Here is a 23713-nt window from a genome sequence, read left to right on the forward strand (position 1 = left end):
GTGAAAACCTTCAATCGATTGTATCGAAAATTTCAAAATGTATATCAATGAGTGCGACTTTCATATCAGAAGAAAGTGAGGAGTCAATAATTCTTTTAATCGCAGCAATTAACTTTTTTTGTTTATCTTTTCTTACTCGTGGGTGAGCATTTTCATCTCTTAATTCTTTTTCTATTGCTATCATTAACACAATATCCGGATTTTCTTCATCTGTTGCCAGTGCTCTATTTTTCCATAATGAACGGTAGCTTTGTAAAAGATCCTTACTATTCATTTTAATTCACTCCTCTCATATTGAATCTACTTGATTCATACATAAATTTCAATTGAACGTTAAAAATAAAAGTAATTCATTAATAGGAAGGGGCTAGTCTATGACTACACCATATTGCTGTCCATCATGTAAAACTAATCGTTCACGCTTTAATATTATTGAACAACATCCGCGTTCAGTTAAGCTTGATCCACAATCAGGCTCTGTACTGGAAGAATACGCAGCAGAAAATTTAACTGCTTTCCATTTAAAATATAATGGTCCAACAGTAAGAATTCAATGCGGTACATGTGGCCTAATAGAAGATGAAAAAACTTTTATTAAGTTTGGAGAAAACCAATAAAAAATAAGGGTGTAGTAATGAAGAAAGCGTTCAAAATCGATACGATTAAGAACGCTTTTTTTATCTTGTTATTTCCCTATCTCATTTAAAGTCAAATGCGATTTTTCAACAAAAAATTCTTAGCATCGACCTGCCATGGATCAAGTGGAGAGAATCTTACTAAACGAATGGAACCCCGATAGCTCTTCTTGCCTTTATTCTTTATATACCAATCCACTTGAATGGGAAGATTAACTACTAATGCAGTATTTCCTTTCTCTAAGTGACCAATTGAAGTTAACTTTACATTTTCAATCGAACGAATCGCTTTGTCATCTATCTTGTTTAATGCGACAAGAGACAGGAGATAAGCATCTTGTTGTTTCAAGCCTGCTATAAAGGCAGCTGATACTTTTTCCGGATCAGATATTGCCATATACTCATCAAGTTTACCTGCAGCTTTGAGAATCATCAATTTATGAGATAAATCCATTGAATTGGTACGATGTGTCGTACTACCAAAAAAATGAATACAAAAATGACCTGGAAAATTATTCGATAAAGCACCTGCCCCGTGTGGCATCCCGTGCATGGAAGCAGCAATCCATTCTCCATCACTAATGACGATAATTGCTCTTCGCTTCCAACTCCATTTTCCATTATAAATTTCCTTCATTGTCTTTGTATCTTCTTTCGTTAATGGTTGAACATCTGCATGCTCACTACCAGCTCTTCGTTGGACATCAAATCGCTTACCAGTATCGACATCTAGCACAGTAAACTTCTTAAACTTCGGTAAATGTTCTTTCGCTTCTTTCCAAGGCAACATCTGGATAGGTAATCCAATTTCATCATCCACCATACTATACATCTTTATAGGGGACACTAAATAAAGCATTAAAAACAGGGAGACAATGCTCAACTTTTTCATCTTTTATCACTCTTCTTTATTAGGTTTCATCGTAAAGTTTGCCTAAAGATGAGCATTTATATGTATAGTAACTTTTGGATGGATTTGTCCATATGAAAAACAATAACAGAGTAGCTTCTAGAATTACACCTCTCGACTTGTTAACAGCTAAAGGCTTGGACTGTATTCCACAAAAAAACTGAGTAAGAACAAAATCCTACTCAGTTTATTTTTAATCAATTTATTCTTTTGGTTTTTCTAGAGATTGTAGTCCGCTTTCGATTTTATCCCAATCAATATTTTCTCCGATGAATACCATGTTTAAAGGAATATTCATATCTTCTTGAAAATATACAGGCATCCCGTATGAAAATTGGAAAAGCTGTGGATAGGCTAAAGATGAGAACTTAATATATCCCTTCATTCGATAGAGCGTGTCAGGTAATTCCCTCAAAAAATCCTCAAAAGCAGATCGATCTACAGCTCCTTTAAATTGATAAACAAAGGTGCTCAAATGTAAATCTGTGCCAATCCTGCTGCTAGATTGTTTTTCTTTCGGCAGTAAGGACAATTCTCTTATTCGTTTAATTGGTACTTTTGCATTTTTTGTTAACAATGTAAAAGCTGTCGAATTAATACTTTGAACTTCTTGGATGACATTTGCTTGTTCATCTTCAGATAACAAGTCAATTTTATTAACAAGTAGGCAATCTGCATGTCTAATTTGTTCAACTAAAAGCTGTAGCACTTGCGGTGTCAATTGTTTTCTGTGTAGCCATCTTGCACTATCAAGGATTGAAATAATACCTTTAGGGACAATTGAGTTAGCAAAAAGTGGTGAAAGCACAGCATCTAAGACTTCCACTGGATGTGCTGCTCCTGTCGCTTCGATATAGATGACATCTGGTTTTTCAAGCGTTAATAAACCTTGTAACTGTCCTTCTAATTTGTCTTGAATGGTACAACAAATGCAGCCATCCAATAATTCTCTTAATGGAATGTCCTCATCTATTGCATCTGAATCAATTGATACTTTTCCTAATTCATTCATTAAAACAGCCACTTTTCTACCGTTCTCTTTTTCATCCTGTAGCAACTGCTTTAACAGTGTTGTCTTTCCACTCCCTAAAAATCCAGCTAATATATAGATCTCTGTACTCATGTTTATTTTTTCCCCTTAAAGTCTATTCTGCAATTGTCTCTTCAATCATATTACTGAGTTTGTTTTTTATTATTTCATACGTATCGTCGGTGATATAACCTATTTTTTGGAACTCTTCTTGCTTACATTTCCATACGGGAATATAACCATGTGGGAAATATTCATCCTCTTCTTCTAATCCTACTTCAATAAAAGATTGGTAGTCGCTTTCTAAACATTGATCATGTTGTGCTTCTTTTCCTTTTTTACAGCGAATGAATTCAATCACCAAGTGTTCATGTTGTTTGTAATGTCTTAGCATTTCAGCGATTAACATTTCACAAGTTTGTTCGACCTGAACGACCTCCTTCTTCATATTATCATTCATTTGAACAATCTGCCTCATGGAAACCACCTCTTTCATTGAACCATTGTAAAGGATAGAAGAGAATGGCACAAATATTACGGTCGCCCATTGACCTCCGTGACATTCTTCTCTTTGAAAAACTGCCTGAGAGCGGAGATATTTTCTTCATAATCCATATCTAACACAGCGCCAGCATGTGGAGAATTTTTGTCAACAAATGAATCGTCTACCGGAATCCGCATTGTCTCTATATCTGTTATTGGATTCAATAATACAGAGGTCGCCATCGCAAACATCTGATCAATATGTAAATCTGTATCAACATTTGCCATAATCATTTTCATCATTTCAGGTGATTTGGCGATTCCTTCAATAGATGTCATATGGTTTTTTAGTTCTTCCTTTAATAAAGCAAGCACTTCCTGTTGTCGCTTTACTCTTCCATAATCGTATTCATCATCATGACGAAATCGAACGTAATCTAATAGTTGCTCACCATTCAAAAAGTTTTTACCTGGCTCAATGTTCATATTCATATCTTCAATCATTGCTGCAGGAACATCAACTTCCAGTCCATTTGGAGCAACAGTATTTAGGATATTTGCAAATCCTTTAAAGTCAATGACAACTGAATGATCAATATTTATTTGAAAATTTTCTTCGATTGTTTGTGAAAGTAATTCCGTTCCTCCTAAAAAATAGGCATGATTCAATTTATGGTATCCTTTTTCATAATTCGGAATTTCTACATAGCTATCACGCATAATAGAGACTAGTTTAACTCTTTCTTCTTTTGGTTCATACCGAGCTAACATAATTGTATCAGATCTTGAATCTGTTTCTCCTCTAGAATCAACACCAACAAGTAAAAATGTTTTTGGTTCTGAATTGTTCCATGTTGTTCCCTTCTCCTTTTGACGGTTATCTTTCTCAGATATGCCAGATGAACATGCTGCTAATAGTAAAGCTAACAAAATGATGACATATTTTCTCACGGTTCATCCTCCTTATTTTTCCTTATTCATTCATTGTAGGGATAGATGAACAACTTTATACTTTAAAAAAGAGGAAATAGTTTTTTACATTTTTTCCTTCCTAGAGTAAGAGCGGTTTCTCATAAAAAAAGAACAAACTAACAACCCATATAACGCGTGTTGTTAGTTTGTTCGGTGCTTATCAACTTAATTTCTTTTCAACTGTCACAATCACTTCTTTTTTAATTCCTGCTGAAAAGAAAATGATGCTACATAAACAAATGACGGCTATCACAAAGAAGGCAATCGTTCCCCCGCTGATACCAATCAAGTATCCACCAATCATTGGGCCTATAAAACTTCCTGTATTCCTGAACTGAGCAGCACCAAAATACGTGCCACGTAATTCCTCTGAAGCTAATTGATCAATTAATATACTACTTGCTGGAAACGATAATATTTCTCCAAAGGTGAATAAGATTACACCGATAACTGCCATTATCCAATGAGTGGATATAGCAAAAAAGAATAACCCAATAGCTACAAGAGCCGAACCAATAATCATAGATTTTAAAGGGCGAACCTTTTCCATCAGTTTTGCAAAAGGTAATTGTAATATAACTACAAGGATGGCATTAATGGATAAAAGAAATGAATAAATGACGACTCCATTCTCCAATCGATTATCAAAGTGTTGTGGTAAGTTTGAATCCATTTGCGAATAACCTATCGCAAGTAAAATACCACCTAGAATATAATACAATAGCGACCTATCCCTCCTAACAATGTGAAAGGCAACAGGCAAAGTAACATTTTCTTTATTCTCCAAACGAGGAACAGGCTGAATCGTAAACAATAAAATGAGCATATATGCTAAATAAATACCCCCAGTAATATAAAAAGTGAGAGTCGCATTTGTTAATGCTAATACAGCCCCGATTAATGGGCCAACAGCTGCCCCAATATTAATTGCGACATATCTTAAGGAAAATACTTTCATTCTTTGTTCCTTTTTTGTTAAATCGGCCATCAATGCTTGTGCAGTTGGTTCAAAAAAGGAATTACACAAACCAAGTAAAGCATTGAGTAGCAAAAAAGCAAGAGCTGAGGCGGACAAAGCAAAGCCAAAATAAGCGGCTGCTGTACCAATTAATGCAACAAGCATAATCGGCTTTCTTCCAAATTGGTCAGATAAATGCCCCCCTATAAAACCACCTATTGTCGACATTAATGGACCCATCCCGATAATGAGGCCAATTAAAAACGAAGGATAGTCCTGATTCACTAAATATATAGATAAAAAAGGCAACGTCATAAATGCCGCCCCGCGAGATAAGATTGTACCAACTAGTAAAATCCATATCGTGCGATGAAACTGATTATAATAATCTTGTAATCGTTTAATCATGTTGGTTATCCTTTCGATTCTTTTACAATACGCCCTTTAACTAGAAACAAATAAGATAATAGAGCTAAGATTTCTGCACTAGCAATAATAAATGCCATTGGCCATGAAGAAGATTCACCAGCTATTCCAACTAACGGAGCAGCCATACCACCAAGCAAGAACGTCATTAAGCCAATTAAGGCTGAAGCACTACCAGCATTTTCGCCTTGTGAAGCCATTGCCAACGAAAAAGTTGATGTATTAACAACCCCAACAGCAGAAACAACTAAAAATAACGGAATAAGAACACCCCAAATACCTAGATGAAAAATTTCACTTAGAAGTAATGTAACCCCTCCAACTAAAGCAATCATCAATCCACCGAGTAATAAAGTTCCCTCATGTATTCGCTCTGAAAGTTTTCCCGTTAATTGACTGCCTAAAATAATGCCAATTCCATTCATTGCAAAACAAACACTAAACATTTGCGGAGAAAGACCATAAATGTTTTGCAATACAAAGGGAGATCCAGAAATATAAGCAAACATTGCAGCACCAACAAAACCTTGAGATAAAGCGTATCCCATAAATTTACGGTCTTTTACGATTTTTCCGAAACGGCTAAAGGAAACAAAAACGCCTCCATTTAACCTTTTCTCAGCAGGCAAGCTTTCTTGTAATGAAAAGATAACCAGTAATAAGCTAAGAAACCCGATTAATGTTAAAACAAAAAATACACCTCTCCAAGAGGTAATCGCTAATAGTTGGCCACCAAAAACGGGTGCTAAAATAGGGGCTGCCCCGTTTATTAAACTAAGTGTGGCAAAAAATTTAGTTAATTGTGTGCCACTGTATAAATCTCGAACTACGGCTCTTGATATAACAATTCCTACAGCCCCGGCTAATCCCTGAATAAACCTTAATATGATGAATAATTCAATGTTTGGAGAGGCCATGCAGGCAACTGAAATGAGACAATATAAAATAAGTCCAACTATTAACGGCCTCTTACGGCCAACCATATCACTAATTGGCCCGGCAAAAATTTGTCCTAAAGCTAAACCAACCATACATGCTGTTAAGCTTAATTGTGCATAGGATGCACTTGTTTGCAGATCATCTGCTAGATTAGGTAATGCCGGAAGATACATATCTAAGGATAGTGGCCCAAAAGCAGATAACAATCCCAGAATAACGGCCAGCATGAGGCGCTTACTTCTACTTTCCTCCTTATCGTTACTTAATTCACTCGTTTCGTACATCACACATCCTTCTTTCCATCTTCAATACAATTTTAGAATATTGCTAATTTACCATAAAACCTTTAAAAAAACATCAGTCTTTTTCAAATAAATTCGTCAATCGAAATAAATAATTTAAATTTACTCTAAAGCTCAACAACTAAAGCCTCCGTTTGCTATTTTCTATTTAGTACTAATCTCGGGTTATCTGAATGACATGTAAACCCTCTTTTGCGAGGCGTTTCACATAATTTGTCTTTCAATGAAGCGTAAACTCATCATATTCTTTCTCAGTCTTAAAATTAACTGTCAAAACTAACATCTCACAAAAAAAAGAAGCATATCAATTGTTGATTTTGATTAAAAAAAGAAACGACCATAACCCTTATAAAGTAAAGGGTTATGGTCGCTTAAACGATTTTCACATGTTGTATAGAAGCTAGAATGAGTTATTTTTTCATTTCTTCTTTTAAAACTTCTATTGCTTTTTTGATTTGAGTATCGTTCTCTAGAAGCTTTTCACGTAAAGCTTCCATTAGTTTCACGGTTGTTTCACCTTCAATGACTCCAGTTTCATCCAATTCATTATCCTTTTGGAATGCTTTCACTGCAGCTTCTGTCTCTTCATCAAAGAATCCATCATTTTTATCAAGCTCATATTCCAGTGCCTCTAACATCTGCTGTGCTGCCTTAATTTGACTTGATGATTCCGATTTTTTTAATGGTTTCTCAGGATTAATATAAGGCAAGGAAGCATATTCAGGCAAGGAAACTTCATAATCAGGCTCAATACCTTTTTCATGAATCCAATTTGCATCTGGCGTTAACCATTTTTCTGTTGTAAATTTCATATTTGAGCCGTCAGTAAAATCTTGAGCACGTTGTACAGTTCCTTTACCAAATGACTTTTTACCGACTAGACTTACATCAGCTGATTCATGAACGGCAGCTGCTAATATCTCAGAAGCACTAGCACTACCTTCATCAATAACTACTACTAGAGGCGTCTCCATTTGCTTGCCATTAGGAGCTTGCACGGCCTCCCTATTCCCATTACGATCTTCAATTTGGAATAAAATTTCGCCTTCAGGTACAAACAAGCTCGAAATTTCAATTGCTTGATCTAATAATCCGCCAGGGTTTTGTCTTAAATCTAAAACTAGACCCTTCATCCCTTTTTCCTCTAAATCATTTAATACATCAACGAGTTCTTGCGCTGTATTTTCAGAAAAAGAAGTGATCTGAACTTTGGCGATATCATCTTCTAACATTTCGCCATATACCGTTTCAAGAGGAATTGTATCTCTCGTAATTGTTACATTCATCGGTTCACTGTTACCACCACGAGCAATTTCCAGTTCTACTTTGGAACCTTTTTCGCCTCTTATTAATAGGACAGCTTCTGAAGAACTCATTCCTTGCAAGCTCTTGCCATCAACAGAGACAATTTGGTCATTTGGTTGTAGACCAGCATCTTCTGCAGGTGAACCTTTTAATGGTGAAACAATGACAATTTGTCCGTCTTGTTCTGTAATTTCAGCGCCAATTCCTTCAAAAGAAGAGGAGATGCTTTGATGGAAATTAGCAGCTTCATCTTCATTCATATAATCAGAATATGGATCATCTAGAGAATCTAGCATCCCATTGATAGCTCCATTAATTAATTCACCCGAATCAATTTCTTGGAAATAATTTTCGTTCAAGGAATCATAGGCTTTATATAACTTTGAAAATTCACTTCTTTCATTCGTTCCTACATTTACGGCCTTCTCATCACCGAAAGACAATGCTAATGTGGTGATTCCAGCTGTAACAAAAACGAGGATGAATACAAGCATAATAAACGGGAATAACTTCATTTTTATTAGCTTAGGCTTATCCTTTACTTCCTGTTTTTCTTCATCATTATTTACTTCATTAGACAACCCTTTCACCACTTTCATCACTGTAAGCTGTGATGCTTACTCAAGTTTAAGATTCTTTATTGGCGTTATCGGTATCAATAACTGTACTACTGTAATGAAAATTATATCTTATTTCTTTGGAAAAGAGGAAGATTTTTCTTATGTATTCCTTTCATCTCAAGAATTCAAGCTTCTTTTATTATGTATCGATTAAATGGGGAAAGTCTTCTTCTACAAAGTGAATCTCATTTGTTCACTTCTAATTTCCCCAAACCCCACATAATCATTACATAAATGATGAAAGGAGAATGAATGCATGATTCCTGGTATATTACTATGGTGCTGTTTTGCTTTATCTATTATCTTTCTTATCTCAGGAATATTTAATCATTCTTATGTTCAAGCATTATTAAGTTTCGTTTTATTCCTGCCATTGAGTTGTTATTTATTTCGTATTGATCATTTTTTTCAATACTTTTTTCTTTTCCCTATTATTCCATTAATCGCTTTTTGGTACATTTTTATGAAGAAGCGTACTTAAATTTCTTTTACAGACTCAAAGTATTCTTCTAATGTTAGATCTTTCTCAAAAATGACTTTCGCTGCTTCTTTTCCAACATAGCGAAAATGCCAAGGTTCAAATTTGTATCCTGTTATTTCTTCTTTACCTTTTGGATAACGTAAAATAAAGCCGTACTTATGTGCATTCTCTTTTAGCCATTTACCTTCTGTTGTATCTTCGTAATCTTGAGTTAACGTGTAATCGACTGAAGGACTTGAAATATCCATCGCTAATCCTGTTTGATGTTCACTACTTCCAGGTAGAGCAACTGCTTCTGAAGCTTTTTCCTCACCTACGCTATTTACCTCTGCTTGGAAAACTGCTTCCTGCCGATCATATGAACGATACCCCGAAACAGCAAATAACGCTATTTTTTCTTTTTTAGCTGCAGAGAATAATTCTTCTAATGCATCTGCGGCTTCTTTTCTAAGGTAACTTTTTTCAATATCTTGATCTCCGAAAGAATATTCAACATCTGCACGAACAAGATCTTCAGGAGCATAATCTGCCGGTAAAGCAAAGTCTTTATTCACCATTACCATCAAGTTTGTTGGGTTTGCTATTGTTGGTTTTCCATCCACATCTTCAATTTGATTAAAAAATTGAGAAGCTAATGTTAGGTCATCTTCATTTTGTTCATCTTGTTCGGGAGGTTGTTCAGTTGGATTGTTTTCTGTTTCTTGCTGATTGTCCTCTTCTTTTTCTACAGGCTCATCTACTGAAGTTGGTTCCGAATTAGATAGAAAAGGTATTTTTTCTAAATAAGGATCTAATTGACTGCAGCCTCCAAGAAAAAGAGCAACTGTAACTGTTCCTGCAAGTACTTTCTTCATTACTTTTCCCCTATTCTCTTTCTTTATGTCAACGTCTATCATAACACTTTATATAATAAATTGCGAAAGAAGAGAAAGGCATAATCTATGAACCTTACTATTAGTGATTCTACCAATAACAAATGAGAAGAGGACCACTTTAAGTAGCTACAGATTCACTAGAGAAACGAGGGAAATAACAATTCTTAGAAAAGATGTCTTCATAAAATACTTCCCTTCATACGGATGTACATCTGCTTTAACTTTTACCTTAAGGCAAAAGAAAAGCGAGTGACTATGAAAAAATAATCACTCGCTAACATGTACGATTTATGAAATTGCTGCTTCTAATGCTACTTCAATCATTTCGTTAAAAGTCGTTTGTCTTTCTTCAGATGTAGTTTCTTCACCAGTAATAATATGATCACTCACTGTAAGGACAGAAAGAGCTTTTCTTGCATGCTTAGCTGCTAACGTATAAAGTGCTGCTGTTTCCATTTCGATAGCAAGAATTTGGTACTGTGCCCATTTTTCATGTTCAGCATTATCATTGTAGAACATATCAGCTGTAAAAACATTCCCAACCTTCAATTCCAATCCTTTACTTACCCCACTGTCATAAGCTCTGCGCAATAGATCGAAATCAGCTGCTGGTGCATAATCAACTCCACCAAAAGTTAAACGATTCATTTGTGAGTCCGTGGAAGCAGTCATCGCAAGGATCACATCTCTTACTTTTACATCTTTTTGGATGGCTCCGCATGTACCAACACGGATCAAGTTTTTTACATTATAACTATTAATCAGTTCGTTCACATAAATAGAAAGGGAAGGAACGCCCATTCCAGTACCCTGAACAGATATTCTTTTACCTTTATAAGTGCCTGTATAACCAAACATATTGCGGACTTCATTATAGCACTTTACATCTTCTAAAAAGTTTTCTGCAATATATTTTGCCCTTAATGGATCACCTGGTAGTAAAACTGTTTCTGCAATTTCATGTTCTTTTGCTCCAATATGTACACTCATCATATTCCTCCATCTATTAATCGTTCATTATCTAAAATATAGCATAGGATGAGTGATGATGGAAATGAAAAGGGGAAGCTAAGTTTTTCACTACATACCATTCATATAGATAAATATGAACAAACATTTTATTACCTAACCATTATTCGGTTCACTAAGGCCCAACCACCCGACTTTAATTGATAATAATATTGCCCTCTTCTCCCTTCATCAATATATAAAATATCTCCCGTTGATAAAAACCTCCCTTGGAAATCAAACGGCATGCGATCAAGGACATTAAATTGCTTAAATACAGTTGATAAACATTCTTCATGATTTGCACCTTCAATAAGTGTTCGATAAACTTCTCGATAGCCCCGAGTTTCTCTATATTTTGGAGTTTGAAAAATGGTAACATCATATTCTTTTGTTCTTGGTTTTACAAAAGTCTTGATCATATATACCCCTCCAATAAATGATTATTTTAAACAATATATTAGCTTTTTCTACGTTTATTTCCTTCAAAGAAATTCGCCTATTTTTGTCGATTAAAGAGAAATTTTATTATGAAAACGCTTACAATTTTATTTTTCTTTCATAAACTAGTATTAAACATAGTGGTGGTACAAAAGGGAGGGATAATTTGAAACGAGAGAAGATTCACTTCCATAAATTCTTTTTGTTGTTTGTTTGTATTTCCATCATATGCAGCTCATTACATTGGGTATTCCCATACAAAAACTATACAAAAATTGCACATCGTGGAGACGTTGCTTCAGCACCTGAAAATACAATGGCCGCCTTTCATTCTGCGCTAAACAATGGTTTTGATGTTATCGAATTAGATATCCATTTAAGTAAAGATAAAAAAATTGTCGTCATACATGATTCATCTGTTAACCGGACCACAAATGGTGAAGGTTTAGTGAGAAATATGTCAGTATCAGAGTTACAAAAACTCAATGCGGGCGGTTGGTACAGTCAACGTTTTTCTGAAGAGAAAATTCCATTATTACAAGAAGTGTTAGATGAGTTTGCTGGAAAGATCGTTCTGTTAATAGAAATAAAACCTGGCACAGAAACTCCAGAAATTGTAGATCAATTGGCAACTCTGCTAAAACAAACTGTAAATGCTGGTGTCCCTGAAAAAATGTTACAAATCCAATCCTTTCATATTGATACATTACAGCAATTTACACAACGCGCTCCTGACTTTCCCATTGGCCTTGTCTTAACCGCGCCTATTAATCTTATTCAAATGTATACGTATAAGACAGAAATTAGTTTTTTATCGATTCATTATACGAATTTAACACATTCATTCATTCAACAAGCACAACATTATGGATATACGATCTATGCCTGGACGATAGTTACCCCATCACAGTTCAAGCAAATGCAATTATTAGGTGTAGATGGAATTATTTCGAATAGTTTGGAGCGGAGAGAAGAGAATAGATATTATGCATTTCTACAATCATTTATAGAAGGTCATAAACTATTAGAAAGATTCTTTGTATAAATATAAAAACCCAATCAACTATAGCTCCATAAAGGAACATGAATAGTTGGTTGGGTTTTTGTTTATCTTGTTTCTTACTCTTCCGAATCAAAACTTACATCTTCATCGATAATACACTTTTTGATTAAGTATTCAAATGTAATATCAGCTAATTCATCTACTTCTTGCTCTACAGGAACGAACCCTCTTTTAGTCAACTCATGAAAGAAAAATTCAGCAATTTCTTCAGTATCAATAAAAACTTCAATTTCCTTCATATGCGACTCCCCCTTTGTACAAATTGTATGTGACACATTAATGAAACATGCAACATTTCAATAGAAAAATATTTTTTTATTCTTTTGTCATTAAATCTAGTAAAAGTACATAAATATTTTCTATCACTAGTTTTGAAAGGTTGATTAGATGGAAAAATTCACAGCAGTCTGCGATCGTTTTGTAGAAGATATAAATAATGAAGAAGGAAAATGTCTACAACTATTTGATCGATTATTACATTTTTTATTCATCGCTGTTTTACTAGTAGGCATTCCTGTCATGTCAGTGGCAATTATTCAACTGTTTCATCTTTTGTAAGATTAACTTTTTTTACTTTTGTTGTGATGGTTTCTAGCTTTTTCAAGATGATTTTCATTGCTTTTTTATATTCTTCATCTTGAAAAAAGTTGTACAAAAAAGAATAGTCATTATATATGTCTAGCAAACCATCTATGATTTGTTTCTCTTCGTTAGTACGATCCATTAGATTTGAATCAACATCTTGATAACAAACATCCTCAGAATTCTTTATTTCGTTCAATGCTTGTTGGTTAATAAGAAACAACATCCCTAATTTTTCTATAAATTCGTCAGCCTGTTCGGCATCAGATAATAAGGAAAGTTCCTCTTCACCAGCCTCAAGCCACTCTCCGTCAGATATTCGAGATAACTCATAAATGACGTCTTCCCATGCATCTTCTTTATAACGCCAAATCTCGGTACGGAAGCCGACTACTTTAAAAATCTCAGTACCATATCCTTTCACTTGGACAAGGTCCCCAAAAAAGTATTGGTACTCAATATCTACATGCTCCTTATCACTTACATCTCCTTCAAACTCTGAAAGAGGCTGTAAACTTGACTCCAAATAGAGACCATCACTTTTATTCACTTCATAAACATACATACCATCAAGCCATTTTACATCTGTTACTTTCCCTACCGTTCCATAAATTGTAATCACGACTGTATCACCAACTTCATATTTCGGTTTTTTACGATTAACCATTGCCCTCATCCTTTCCAATATAGTCGTGACTTTTAATTAAGATAGTATATGCATGAAAAAGCATTTTCGCTCGTATACAGGGCCGTCCAAATTTTTTTAGGGCCATCTTCATCATATGTTTATTTACGCAAAAAAACTGAATAAGATTTTACCTCACTCAGCTTTTTTATTCTTTATCTATTTTGAATTGCACTACTACCTATTTGTTATCTACTTCAAGTTTATAAGCTTATCATCATTTCTATTTTTCTTATCTTTTGTTTTCTCATCGTCTAGGGAAACAAAAGAAGATTATACTGTTTTGATTAAAGCCTTCATAACTATTTACTCTCTTCACAAGTGATGAACAGTCTTTCACCTCATATATAGAAAAGAATCACCACTTTCCCGTTGAGCATAAAACTTTATTTGTTTATCTTCAAGTAATTGTAATATAGAGATATAGCTAAGCTCTTTTGCAAACTTCTTTGTCCATCCTGCTTTTGCTGCCGTATCTCTGATGGGTCCTTTCATACCGACAAAGTATATAGAAATCCCCTTTTCATGTTTTAATTGTTCTATCATTTCTTCTAAGGATTTAAAAGAGTGTGCATCTATATCATTTACTCCTGAAAAATCAACAATGACTAATTTAGCATTAGGTTTTATCAATATAAGCTCATTTAATTTATGCTCTAAATATGAAATATTTGAAAAATGTATAGAAGAGTCTATTCGTGCAATAATCAAATCATCTCGCGTTTTTGCATTTGGAAATCGTTTTATATCTCGAAATACTTTCTCCTTTTCTAAATATCCCATTTCTATGACCCTAGGTCTAGATATCTTAATTAATAAAAGGCTGAAATTAAAAACAACCCCAATAACTATTCCCCATTGAATGCCAATAACTAATGTCGCAGTAAAAGTAACTAACCAGCTCCAACCATCAATTGCCTTTATATTAAACCATTTCCTTATTTGCTTGAAATCTATTAGTTTATAGACCGCTACGATGATAACTGCAGCTAATACTGCATTAGGCAGATAATAAAAATAAGTAGTAAAAAATTGGAGGGCAATTATAACAAGTACGCTTGTAAATATGGATACCATTTGTGTAACTCCACCACTTTGATAGTTTACTGCACTCCTTGAAAAACTACCATTAATTGGTAATATTTGAAAAAAGGATCCTAAAAAATTGGCAAATCCTAAAGCGGTTAGCTCTCGATTAGGATTTATTTTATAACCTTCTTTTTCTGCAATTGTTTTTCCTATAGAAAGTGACTCCATAAACCCTAATAGCGCAATGGTAAGTGCAGGAAGGATTAATTGCCTAACTGCATCTAGCGTAATTGTTGGAAAAACCGGAATAGGCAAGCCACTTGGTACCCCTCTGACAATTTGAACACCTCGTTCATGTAAATCAAAGGCATAGACACTTATAATGGAAAAAACAATTAATAGTAACGCACCCGGAATTCTAGTATTTATTCTTTTTAGTACAAGTAAAAATACAATGCTGCATCCCCCAATCAAAAGTGTTAAAAAATGAATCTTCGGAATCGCATTGATTAAATCCATAAATATTAGGTGTATTTGTAAGTAAGTTCCTAATGTTATTCCCAATAAATGCTTTAATTGACTTAATCCAATAATTATGGCAGCAGCAGAGGTGTAGCCTCCCAAAACCGACGGAGAAATATAGTTTACAATCATCCCCATTTTCAACACAGCTAAGAGAAGTTGAAAAATCCCAACCATCAAAGCTAAAAAGATTACAAGAGTGATATATTCATAGGTGCCCGGTTTTTCAAGTAAAGATACACCTGAAAAAACCAATAATGAGGTTATAGCAGTTGGCCCAACGGATAAATGCCTAGAAGAAGCAAATAATGCATATATGATTAATGGTAAGGTTGATGCATATAGACCCATTATTAGTGGGAGTCCCGCTAACATCGCATAAGCCATTCCTTGGGGGACCAGCATGACAAAAAGAGTGATTCCTGAAATGAAATCTTTTTTTAGTGTTTGTAATTTGTATGATCTAATCAAAGTGAAAGGATTATATTTTTTATCTAACATATCAACCTATCCTTTTTGAGCTTTCTATACATGAGATTAGAGAGATTACCTTGGTACTGCCTAAGATAAGAAATAGGGCATTTCTGCCCTATCCATTAAGGAGTTACAATATTAATAAACTGATCAAAATGATCGAGTAGGTTTAAAAATTCATCCAATTTTGTTTGGTCTCCAAATAATTTTAGTTTGTTTGAAGTAACAGCTTCCCTTGGGTCAAGGATTCCATTTACAATCGCATAAAATGTTGCCTTATTACTAATGAATGAAAGATCTGGATTATCATCTAGTTTATTTCTCTTATTTAATACACAATTTTCGAGATAAATGGTGTATTTCTCCTCTACATCTGATAGAGAAACATTCATGATCATTTTTTTATCTGCTGCTTTCGGACCATTTAATCTTACAGAAAGTAATTTAAAGAATTCATCAAACGGCATTTTAAGCATCATTCCCGAATGACCTTTTGCTATTGCTCCCTTCTTCCTAGTCCCATTTCTTAGTTCTGACGCACCGATAAGATAAGCGTTACGCCAATTAGCTGATTCGGCCTGATATCCTAATTGTTCAAAGGTGTCTGCTAATAACTCTTTTGCTTCCTTATTGTCCGGTTCTGCCATCACTACATGTTTTAATACTTGAGCAACCCAACGATATTGCCCGTTTTCAAAATCTGCTTTCGCTTGTTTGACCACATGAGCAGAGCCACCCATGTAACTTACATATTTTTGACCTGATTCAACTTGGGGAAGTGGATCCAAATCAGAAGGATGGCCACTATAATATCCTAGATAGAAATTATAAATCCCTTTAGAATTATGCTTTAAAGTACCATAGTATCCTCGATTACCCCAATATTGGTCCAACGTCTCAGGTAGCTTGAGCTCTTCTGCTATTTCTTCCATTGTATACCCGTGATTGGCTAGACGAACGGTTTGATCATGGATATATTTGTAAAGGTCACGTTGTAATACTAAATGTTCTAAAGCTTGCTCTTTTCCCCATACTGGCCAGGCATGTGCCATGACTAAAGCATCAATCTCTTTACTCATAGTAAGATCAATGGTTTTATCGATTGCCTTCACCCATTCTAGCGTATCGCGAGTTTTTGCCCCTCTAATCGTATAAATTTGATGCATTGTTTTATTAACATTTTCTGATACAAATAATACTTTGTAATCCTGAATATAAAAGTGCATTTCTGCTGGTGCTTCAGTATTTGGTGTTAACAGGAATTCGAAATTAATACCATCTATTGTTAATTGCTCAATCTCTTCTTTTATTTCTCTATTAGGCATTTCAAAACCATTACCTGAGTGGAAAACAGTTCCGATGCCTGCGGATAAAAACCCTTTTTCTCCCACTGGTAACCCTATACCAAACTGATAGGATGCACGCCTAGACATTATTGGACCTAATAGGACATTTTCACTGAACATCTCTTGTGTAAAATGTTCAGGGACAATAATTGGAATTGTGGATGTCTCAGCATATTGAAGAATTGAATGTGTACCCCCAAAATGATCAGCATGGCTTTGGCTGATGATAATTGCAGTAACTGGCCTTTTAGGTCGATAACTAAAATATAATTCAATGGCCGCATCTGCAGCAGAATTACTAGATGAAGTATCAATGACAATGACTCCGCTTTTCCCTTCAACAAAAATCACGGTAGCTAACGAAAGTCCGCGAACTTGATACACACCTTCTACGACTTTATAAAGACCTGATTTTGCCTGTAATTGTACATTTCTCCACAAGCTTGGATTTACAGTTTCAGGAGATGGCTGATTTTGGATATTTAAATTTTCTATCCTATTTTCATACGGAGCAATTAGACCCCTATCTGCATCTTCATAATCTTGCTTGTTTTCAAAATTTAGGGATTCAAAAAAATCCTTGTTAGCTTTTTTTGTCACAGTAGTAGCATTCTTTGGGAGCTTGGATAAATGACTTGTCGGAACAGTACCTGACATTTAATATACCTCCTAGATTAAGAGATGAGATATGATTTCTCATACTTTTTAATTTATTTGTCTTTCTTTATCTTTCCAGAAGTCCTTTTTCAATTCTTTTTTATCAATTTTTCCTATTTGAGTTAATGGTAAATTTTCTTTAAAATAGACTTTTTTAGGTACCATATAACTAGATGTCCGCGCTTTACAGAACTCAATAATTTCTTCATCGGAACACTTCAGCCCATCACGTAAAACAACAAAAACTGTTACTAGTTCGCCCCAATCTGGGTCCGGTACGCCAATACATGCACTCATAACAACTGAAGGATGTTGATTAACAACTTTTTCAACTTCAACAGAATAGACGTTCATTCCACCTGAGATGATCATATCTTTCTTTCTATCAACAATATACAAAAAACCTTCTTCATCAAATTGTCCAATATCTCCTGTATGAAACCAGCCATCTTTGATTGCTTCTAATGTTAAATCGGGCCTTTTATAATAGCCTTCCATTAAGTACGGTGATTTTAAAATCACTTCTCCTTTTTCGTATGCTTTAACATCTTGACCTTCCTCGTCTATTATTCGAATCTCGGTCATTAAACAAGGTTTTCCACAACTCTGGAGAAACTTAGCACCTGTCTCTAATGCTCGTACGTGATCGAATTTGTGCATTCTTGTGATAAGAACGTTCGCTTCAGTTGCTCCATATTGCTGCACAAATACCGGTCCAAACAGCTCCATCGCTTCTTTTAATCTTTCGGAAGAAATTGGCGAAGAACCGTAGTGAATGCTTCGTAAAGAACTAACATCAAATTTCACCTTTTTCACTTTGTCGATGATTCTGTAAATGATAGTTGGCACCGTGAATGTAACTGTAATCTTTTTTTCTTGCACCGTCTTTAAAAATGTATCCGGCTTAAAATTATCAATATAAATATGCGCTCCACCAGCTAACGCCCGTAGCATTAAACTTCCCGCTGAATGCTGAAGCGGGGTTGTTAATAACACTTTATCGCGATCATCCATTGGAAACTCTATGAAGCTCGCAATAAGTGCAGCAGCTTTTCCTCCTTGAGAGTGCATAACACCTTTTGGCCTGCCTGTTGTCCCCCCGGTATAGGAAATCATAGAGATATCCTCAGGTAACATGTCTGGGAATGACGACACATTTTCGACCTTTTGAATCTCTTGTCTGCTTACCGTAGTAAATTCTTCAGGGTATTGTAGATTAAAACCCGCCAATCCCAGTACTTTTACGGATTGATGTTGCTCTTTTTTATCATTTACATATTTCAATACTGTTTTCATATGCATTTCCGTTGCCATAATGACAAAATCCGTATCAGAATCATTTAAAATAAAGTCAACTTCACGAACGCCTAACTTAACACCCATTGGAATTGAAGTTGCACCGCAGCGAGCAACAGCTTGGCTAAATAGAACGAATTCTATACTATTTGGAATGAGATAAGCAACGTGCGACCCTTTTTTTACACCTAAATGAACTAAAAAACTGGCAATTTTGTCTATTTCTTTCCGTAATTCACGGTAGGTTAAGGTTTCATTTGTTGACATGAATGTTACTGCAGGATGCTCTTCAAATCGTTTTAATGCTTTATTCATATAACCTTGAATAGTCTCTATACTCATCAGAATCACCTATCCTTTATTTTATTTTTACTTTGTCTGTAACAATTCTTTCGCAATTGTATTTCTCTGAATTTCAGAAGTACCAGTTAAAATTCTAAACATTCTTACCGTACGATACATTTGTTCAATTGGATGGCCCTTCAAAAGCCCCTGGCCGCCGAAGATTTGCACGGCTTTGTCCAACACACGTCCAGCCACTTCAGATGTAAACAGTTTTACCATTGAGGCAGTTGCTCGATTATCTTCCCCACTCTCGATTCTGTCGATAGCATCGTACACCATACACCTTGCAGCATAAATCTCTGTCGCCATATCCGCTAGCATATGTTGAATAGCTTGAAACTCACCGATTGACTGTCCGAACTGCTTTCGTTCATTTGCTCTTTCAATCGATAAATCTAATGCTCTTTGAGCCACCCCAATATATGTAACCCCCCAAATGGCTCGATTTTGACTGATCCTTTTTATTCCAAGTAAAAATCCTTTCCCTGATGCTCCAAGAATATTTTCAGAAGGTACTCGACAATTATTAAAAATCAGTTCCCCTGTTCCACGTTCTCCTGAAATGGGAATTTGTGTCTCACCTAATTCATAACCCGGTTTTTCATTTGTTTTTTTATCAACTAAAAAGGCCGTTATGCCAACAAATTTTTCTTCAACGACTTCTTTGCAGATTACAATAGCAAAATCTGAATATGGTGCTGCACTAATAAAGTGCTTGATACCATTTAAAATGTATCCATCTCCATCTTTTACGGCAGTCGTTTGGATTGCTCTTGCATCTGAACCTGCTCCTGGCTCGGTTAGAGCGAAACAGCAACTCGTTTCCCCTCTAATTAATGGATTAACATACTTCTCAATCTGTTCTTTTGTGAATGATTCAAGCATCTGCCCGATTCTAAGGACACCGCCTTTTTCACCTAAAACAAATCCCCATAGAGCAGACCCTGACCGAGCTAGTTCTTCTTTTAGCAAACATAACTCTTTTAAACTTACATTTTGACCACCATATTCGTGTGGTAGAGTAATCCCATAAAAACCTAATTCAATGGCTCTATTTCTCACCCATTGAATAGCTTCGTTCGGAATGACCTCTTCCGTCTTAATATTCATTGCTTTTTCATATGGAAGTAGCTCATTATAAATAAAGTCACGCATTTTAGTAAGTAATTCTTGTGATTCACTCGTTATCACCATATATACTCCCTCCTGATTATGTGTAGACATCTATATACATCTTATATAAAACCAAACGATGACGATTCCTTATCCTATTTACATGTTTTTAGTGGAAGAATCTTTTTCTGTTTTATTTTTCCTTATATGTGGAAGTACTAGAACGATAGCTGTTGCTATTAGGAAAAATAGTGAGATCGGGCTTTTAAAGAATACGGTTAAATCACCTGTGGCAGTCAAGATTGCTTTCCTAAGATTATCCTCAAGCATTGGTCCTAATATAAATGCAAAAAAGAACGGTGCTAAAGGGAAATTCGTTTTTCTAAAAAAATAACCTAGCAGTCCAAAAATGATCATAAGCCAGATATCAAAAAAACTATAATTAATCATATAAACACCAATAAAACAAAATGCAGCAATAAATGGAACTAGGAACAGTTCAATTTTTTGGATTAAAAAGGCAAAGGCAGGCACAAAAGCAACGTTTAATATTAACAGCAATACATTTGCAATGAAAAAGCCTGCAAATGATGCCCACACGATGGTTGAAGAATTTTCAAATAAAAGCGGCCCAGGCTGTAAGCCAACCATAAGGAGTCCCCCCATCAATATGGCTGCAGAAGCGGAACCAGGTATACCTAAAGCAAATGTAGGAATAAGTGCACCACCTACTGACGCATTATTGGAAGCTTCTGGACCACTCAATCCAGCAGGGGCACCTTTTCCAAATTCCTCAGGTTTCTTCGACAACTTTTTCTCGACAGTATAAGACAAAAACGTGGATAGAAGACCACCGGGTCCTGGCAAAACCCCTACGATAAATCCGATAATTGATCCTCTTATCATCGAACCCGTGTTACTAACAACCTCACTTACTTTTGGAAATAAAGAGGAGAATTTTATATCTGTCTTCATCCCTCTTGTAGTTACTTTCTCTTCAAGCCTAAACAGTACTTCTGAAATACCAAAAAGCCCAATACCGATGACAGCGATATTCATTCCATCCCATAATTCCACAAAGCCAAAAGTTAAACGTTCCTCACCTGTAACCATATCTGTTCCGATAGTTGATAGTAACAGACCTAACAATGTAGCGATAATTGGTTTTAATGGATTTTTCTGCGTTAACCCACAAGCTACAATCAACGTAAATAAGATGAGTGAGAAATATTCCGTGGGTCCAAACATGAGTGCATATCTAGCAAGGATGGTGGTTAAAAATACCATACCCGCAAACCCAAAAACGCCCCCAACAAATGAAGCAATCGCACTTAATGTTAAGGCATACCCGGCTTTTCCTTTTCTCGCCAATGGGTAACCATCGAATGTTGTCACAATGGCGCCACCATCTCCAGGTACGTTGATTAAGATTGAACTAATCCGTCCCCCATACATCGATCCTAAATAAATACTCATTAATAAAATTAAAGAACTTAACTGGTCCATCTTAAACGTTAAAGGTAACAGAAGGGCCATGCCGGTAATAGGACCCAAGCCAGGTAATGCACCGATGATTGTGCCTAAAGTTACACCAATTACACACCAGAGCATTGCTTCTGGACTTGAAAGCATCGTTGTAAATCCAGTTAATAATTCCGATAACAAAATCTCACCCCCAGAAATGAATTATTTTTCATCCAAAAATACCCAATGGTAGCGGACTATCTAACCACAATTCAAAAATCAAATACATCAAAATCAAAACAACAATGGTAAAGGTAAACGCTTTAAACCAAGGTATTTTCTGCACAAATGCTAAAATGGTGAACATAAACACCCCTATACTTGCTAGCATGCCAATGAAGTGTGATAATCCAATCGTCACTGCAAGAAAGAGGATAATGAAAACTTGTTGAAATCGGATTTTTTTATCGACTTCTTCTTCTGACTCTTTTTTCTTTAATCTCATTATCTGCATAAGGTGGAAGCAAAGAAGCAGGAATAATAATATGGAAATGATTCGTGGAAAAAAGCCTGCTCCAACCGCACCCAGATTAGTCGAATATACTTGTAAACCAAACGACATGATGAGAAAAACAATACTAATAAACAGTAAAAACAATCCAAAATAGCGCTCAACGAACATACGAAACCTCCTTTCGAGAAATGAAATTTAATAATTACAAGAAAATTATTTTTCTAAATCTTCCAAATATTTTTTAAACTCTATTCCTTCTTCTTCAATTAATTTTGTATATTCTTCCGTATTTAGATAATAAGGAGACAAACCACGGTTCTTTAAAAATGTTTTCCAGGTATCTGTTTCTGTCATTTCCTCTAGGTTTTCTGCCCAATAATTAACAACCTTAGCTGAAACGTCCCCACCTGTCCAAATTCCTGTATATCGATGGAAAGCAACTTCCACTCCCGATTCCTTTAAAGTCGGGACATCTGGTAAATCTTTAGAACGTTCTTCTGAAAGGACAGCTAACACTCGCACTTCACCTGTTTTGATATAGTCATTAATTAATGGAAGTACACCTAAGGTTGTATCAATTTGGCCACCGAGTACAGCCGTCAAGCCTTCAGAAGCCCCTTCCATTGGAACGAAGTTTAATTTATCAATACCTGCACCTTGTTTGATTAGATCCCATTTAAAGGCTTCACCCCCATCAATTGGACCGAGTGTACCAATAGTTACATCTTTCTCCGATTTTAATGAACTTAACAACTCCTCTATCGTTTCATATGGGGAGTCTTTATGGACATAGATAAATAGTTCACTAGTAGCCAGGGAAGCAATAGGTTGGAAATCAGAAAACTTTAAACTAAGTCTTGGGTCCCAACCTGGACCATATTCAGGAATCACTATTAACTTGTAAGGATCACTATTTTGCCTCGCTAATTCTTCACTTGCAATACGACCTCCAGCACCTGTTTTATTAGTGACGACAAAAGATTGTTTTATTATCTCTGCATCATTTAAAATTTGTGCCGTTGTACGCATAATTAGGTCTTGACCACCACCAGGAGCAAAACCAACAAGTGCATCAATAGATTTATTAGGATAATTCTCTGGTAAGCCTTCATTTTCTTCTTTTGCTTTTTCAGACGAAGATGCAACATCTGATGAATTACACGCGGATAAAACTAGCATTACTAATGTAACTAGCAAAACAACAACGAATGAACGCGCTTTCATTTTTTTCATATTAA

Annotated in this window: 23 protein-coding genes; 3 read left to right on the plus strand and 20 right to left on the minus strand. The window is 35.4% G+C overall.

Features of this window, described 5'->3' with window-relative positions:
- Window positions 1–10 precede the first annotated feature (10 nt).
- Complete coding sequence (locus MKY26_RS08240) at window positions 11–274, minus strand: hypothetical protein (protein ID WP_341095269.1); 264 nt, start codon at window positions 272–274, stop codon at window positions 11–13.
- A 100-nt stretch (window positions 275–374) separates the two neighbouring features.
- On the opposite strand from MKY26_RS08240, the gene MKY26_RS08245 reads away from it, so the two are divergent.
- Complete coding sequence (locus MKY26_RS08245) at window positions 375–617, plus strand: DNA alkylation repair protein (protein WP_341095275.1); 243 nt, start codon at window positions 375–377, stop codon at window positions 615–617.
- Between the two features lie 91 nt (window positions 618–708).
- Here the strand turns inward: MKY26_RS08245 and MKY26_RS08250 are convergent, their stop codons facing one another.
- The 10 genes from MKY26_RS08250 to MKY26_RS08295 form a co-directional block, all read right to left on the minus strand.
- Window positions 709–1527 (minus strand): hypothetical protein, encoded by an 819-nt coding sequence (locus MKY26_RS08250; RefSeq protein WP_322909516.1) that lies wholly within the window; start codon window positions 1525–1527, stop codon window positions 709–711.
- 220 nt (window positions 1528–1747) lie between these two features.
- On the minus strand, window positions 1748–2668 hold the full coding sequence (locus tag MKY26_RS08255) for a CobW family GTP-binding protein (protein ID WP_341095292.1): 921 nt from the start codon (window positions 2666–2668) through the stop codon (window positions 1748–1750).
- Between the two features lie 22 nt (window positions 2669–2690).
- Entirely contained in the window at window positions 2691–3053 is a 363-nt protein-coding gene (locus tag MKY26_RS08260; RefSeq protein WP_307313291.1) for a hypothetical protein, read from the minus strand.
- 56 nt (window positions 3054–3109) lie between these two features.
- On the minus strand, window positions 3110–4009 hold the full coding sequence (locus MKY26_RS08265; RefSeq protein WP_322909517.1) for an LCP family protein: 900 nt from the start codon (window positions 4007–4009) through the stop codon (window positions 3110–3112).
- A gap of 181 nt (window positions 4010–4190) precedes the next feature.
- Window positions 4191–5396, minus strand: coding sequence for an MDR family MFS transporter (locus tag MKY26_RS08270; protein ID WP_341095315.1), 1206 nt, complete (start codon window positions 5394–5396; stop codon window positions 4191–4193).
- Window positions 5397–5401: 5 nt separating this feature from the next.
- Window positions 5402–6637: a multidrug effflux MFS transporter gene (locus tag MKY26_RS08275; protein ID WP_307313283.1), complete on the minus strand. Its 1236-nt coding sequence runs from the start codon at window positions 6635–6637 to the stop codon at window positions 5402–5404.
- 428 nt (window positions 6638–7065) lie between these two features.
- Window positions 7066–8559 carry a lmo1851 family serine protease gene (locus MKY26_RS08280; protein WP_095372902.1) on the minus strand — a complete coding sequence of 498 codons (1494 nt, stop codon included), beginning with the start codon at window positions 8557–8559 and terminating at the stop codon, window positions 7066–7068.
- A 498-nt stretch (window positions 8560–9057) separates the two neighbouring features.
- Window positions 9058–9915, minus strand: coding sequence for a M15 family metallopeptidase (locus tag MKY26_RS08285; protein ID WP_095372900.1), 858 nt, complete (start codon window positions 9913–9915; stop codon window positions 9058–9060).
- Window positions 9916–10224: 309 nt separating this feature from the next.
- The gene (gene deoD, locus MKY26_RS08290) at window positions 10225–10926 is read right to left on the minus strand and encodes a purine-nucleoside phosphorylase (protein ID WP_307313278.1); all 702 of its coding nucleotides are present in this window, start codon (window positions 10924–10926) and stop codon (window positions 10225–10227) included.
- Window positions 10927–11057: 131 nt separating this feature from the next.
- Window positions 11058–11366, minus strand: coding sequence for a YodL domain-containing protein (locus MKY26_RS08295; protein ID WP_095372898.1), 309 nt, complete (start codon window positions 11364–11366; stop codon window positions 11058–11060).
- A 185-nt stretch (window positions 11367–11551) separates the two neighbouring features.
- Here MKY26_RS08295 and MKY26_RS08300 point away from each other — a divergent pair, with 185 nt between their 5' ends.
- On the plus strand, window positions 11552–12430 hold the full coding sequence (locus tag MKY26_RS08300; protein WP_095372897.1) for a glycerophosphodiester phosphodiesterase: 879 nt from the start codon (window positions 11552–11554) through the stop codon (window positions 12428–12430).
- Between the two features lie 74 nt (window positions 12431–12504).
- Here MKY26_RS08300 and MKY26_RS08305 read toward each other — a convergent pair whose 3' ends face one another.
- Entirely contained in the window at window positions 12505–12687 is a 183-nt protein-coding gene (locus MKY26_RS08305; RefSeq protein WP_095372896.1) for a YozD family protein, read from the minus strand.
- Between the two features lie 148 nt (window positions 12688–12835).
- Between MKY26_RS08305 and MKY26_RS08310 the strand changes: the two genes are divergently transcribed.
- On the plus strand, window positions 12836–13006 hold the full coding sequence (locus MKY26_RS08310; protein WP_157733954.1) for a hypothetical protein: 171 nt from the start codon (window positions 12836–12838) through the stop codon (window positions 13004–13006).
- Here the strand turns inward: MKY26_RS08310 and MKY26_RS08315 are convergent.
- The 8 genes from MKY26_RS08315 to MKY26_RS08350 all read right to left on the minus strand — a co-directional run bounded on the left by MKY26_RS08315 (window position 12981) and on the right by MKY26_RS08350 (window position 23708).
- Window positions 12981–13697 (minus strand): hypothetical protein, encoded by a 717-nt coding sequence (locus MKY26_RS08315; RefSeq protein WP_095372895.1) that lies wholly within the window; start codon window positions 13695–13697, stop codon window positions 12981–12983. The two genes, MKY26_RS08310 and MKY26_RS08315, sit on opposite strands and share 26 nt — an antisense overlap.
- A 354-nt stretch (window positions 13698–14051) precedes the next feature.
- The gene (locus tag MKY26_RS08320; RefSeq protein ID WP_341095360.1) at window positions 14052–15767 is read right to left on the minus strand and encodes a SulP family inorganic anion transporter; all 1716 of its coding nucleotides are present in this window, start codon (window positions 15765–15767) and stop codon (window positions 14052–14054) included.
- Between the two features lie 95 nt (window positions 15768–15862).
- The gene (locus tag MKY26_RS08325; RefSeq protein ID WP_095372893.1) at window positions 15863–17743 is read right to left on the minus strand and encodes an alkyl/aryl-sulfatase; all 1881 of its coding nucleotides are present in this window, start codon (window positions 17741–17743) and stop codon (window positions 15863–15865) included.
- Between the two features lie 48 nt (window positions 17744–17791).
- Window positions 17792–19381 (minus strand): class I adenylate-forming enzyme family protein, encoded by a 1590-nt coding sequence (locus MKY26_RS08330; protein ID WP_095372892.1) that lies wholly within the window; start codon window positions 19379–19381, stop codon window positions 17792–17794.
- A 27-nt stretch (window positions 19382–19408) separates the two neighbouring features.
- Window positions 19409–20578, minus strand: a complete 1170-nt coding sequence (locus MKY26_RS08335; RefSeq protein WP_322909521.1) for an acyl-CoA dehydrogenase family protein — start codon at window positions 20576–20578, stop codon at window positions 19409–19411.
- 78 nt (window positions 20579–20656) lie between these two features.
- Window positions 20657–22162 carry a tripartite tricarboxylate transporter permease gene (locus MKY26_RS08340; RefSeq protein WP_095372890.1) on the minus strand — a complete coding sequence of 502 codons (1506 nt, stop codon included), beginning with the start codon at window positions 22160–22162 and terminating at the stop codon, window positions 20657–20659.
- Window positions 22163–22190: 28 nt separating this feature from the next.
- Window positions 22191–22643, minus strand: a complete 453-nt coding sequence (locus MKY26_RS08345) for a tripartite tricarboxylate transporter TctB family protein (RefSeq protein WP_307313261.1) — start codon at window positions 22641–22643, stop codon at window positions 22191–22193.
- A 45-nt stretch (window positions 22644–22688) separates the two neighbouring features.
- Window positions 22689–23708 (minus strand): tripartite tricarboxylate transporter substrate binding protein, encoded by a 1020-nt coding sequence (locus tag MKY26_RS08350; protein WP_307313259.1) that lies wholly within the window; start codon window positions 23706–23708, stop codon window positions 22689–22691.
- Window positions 23709–23713 lie beyond the last annotated feature (5 nt).

It is taken from the genome of Cytobacillus sp. FSL R7-0680, assembly GCF_038009245.1.
Lineage (GTDB): Bacteria > Bacillota > Bacilli > Bacillales > Cytobacillaceae > Cytobacillus > Cytobacillus kochii.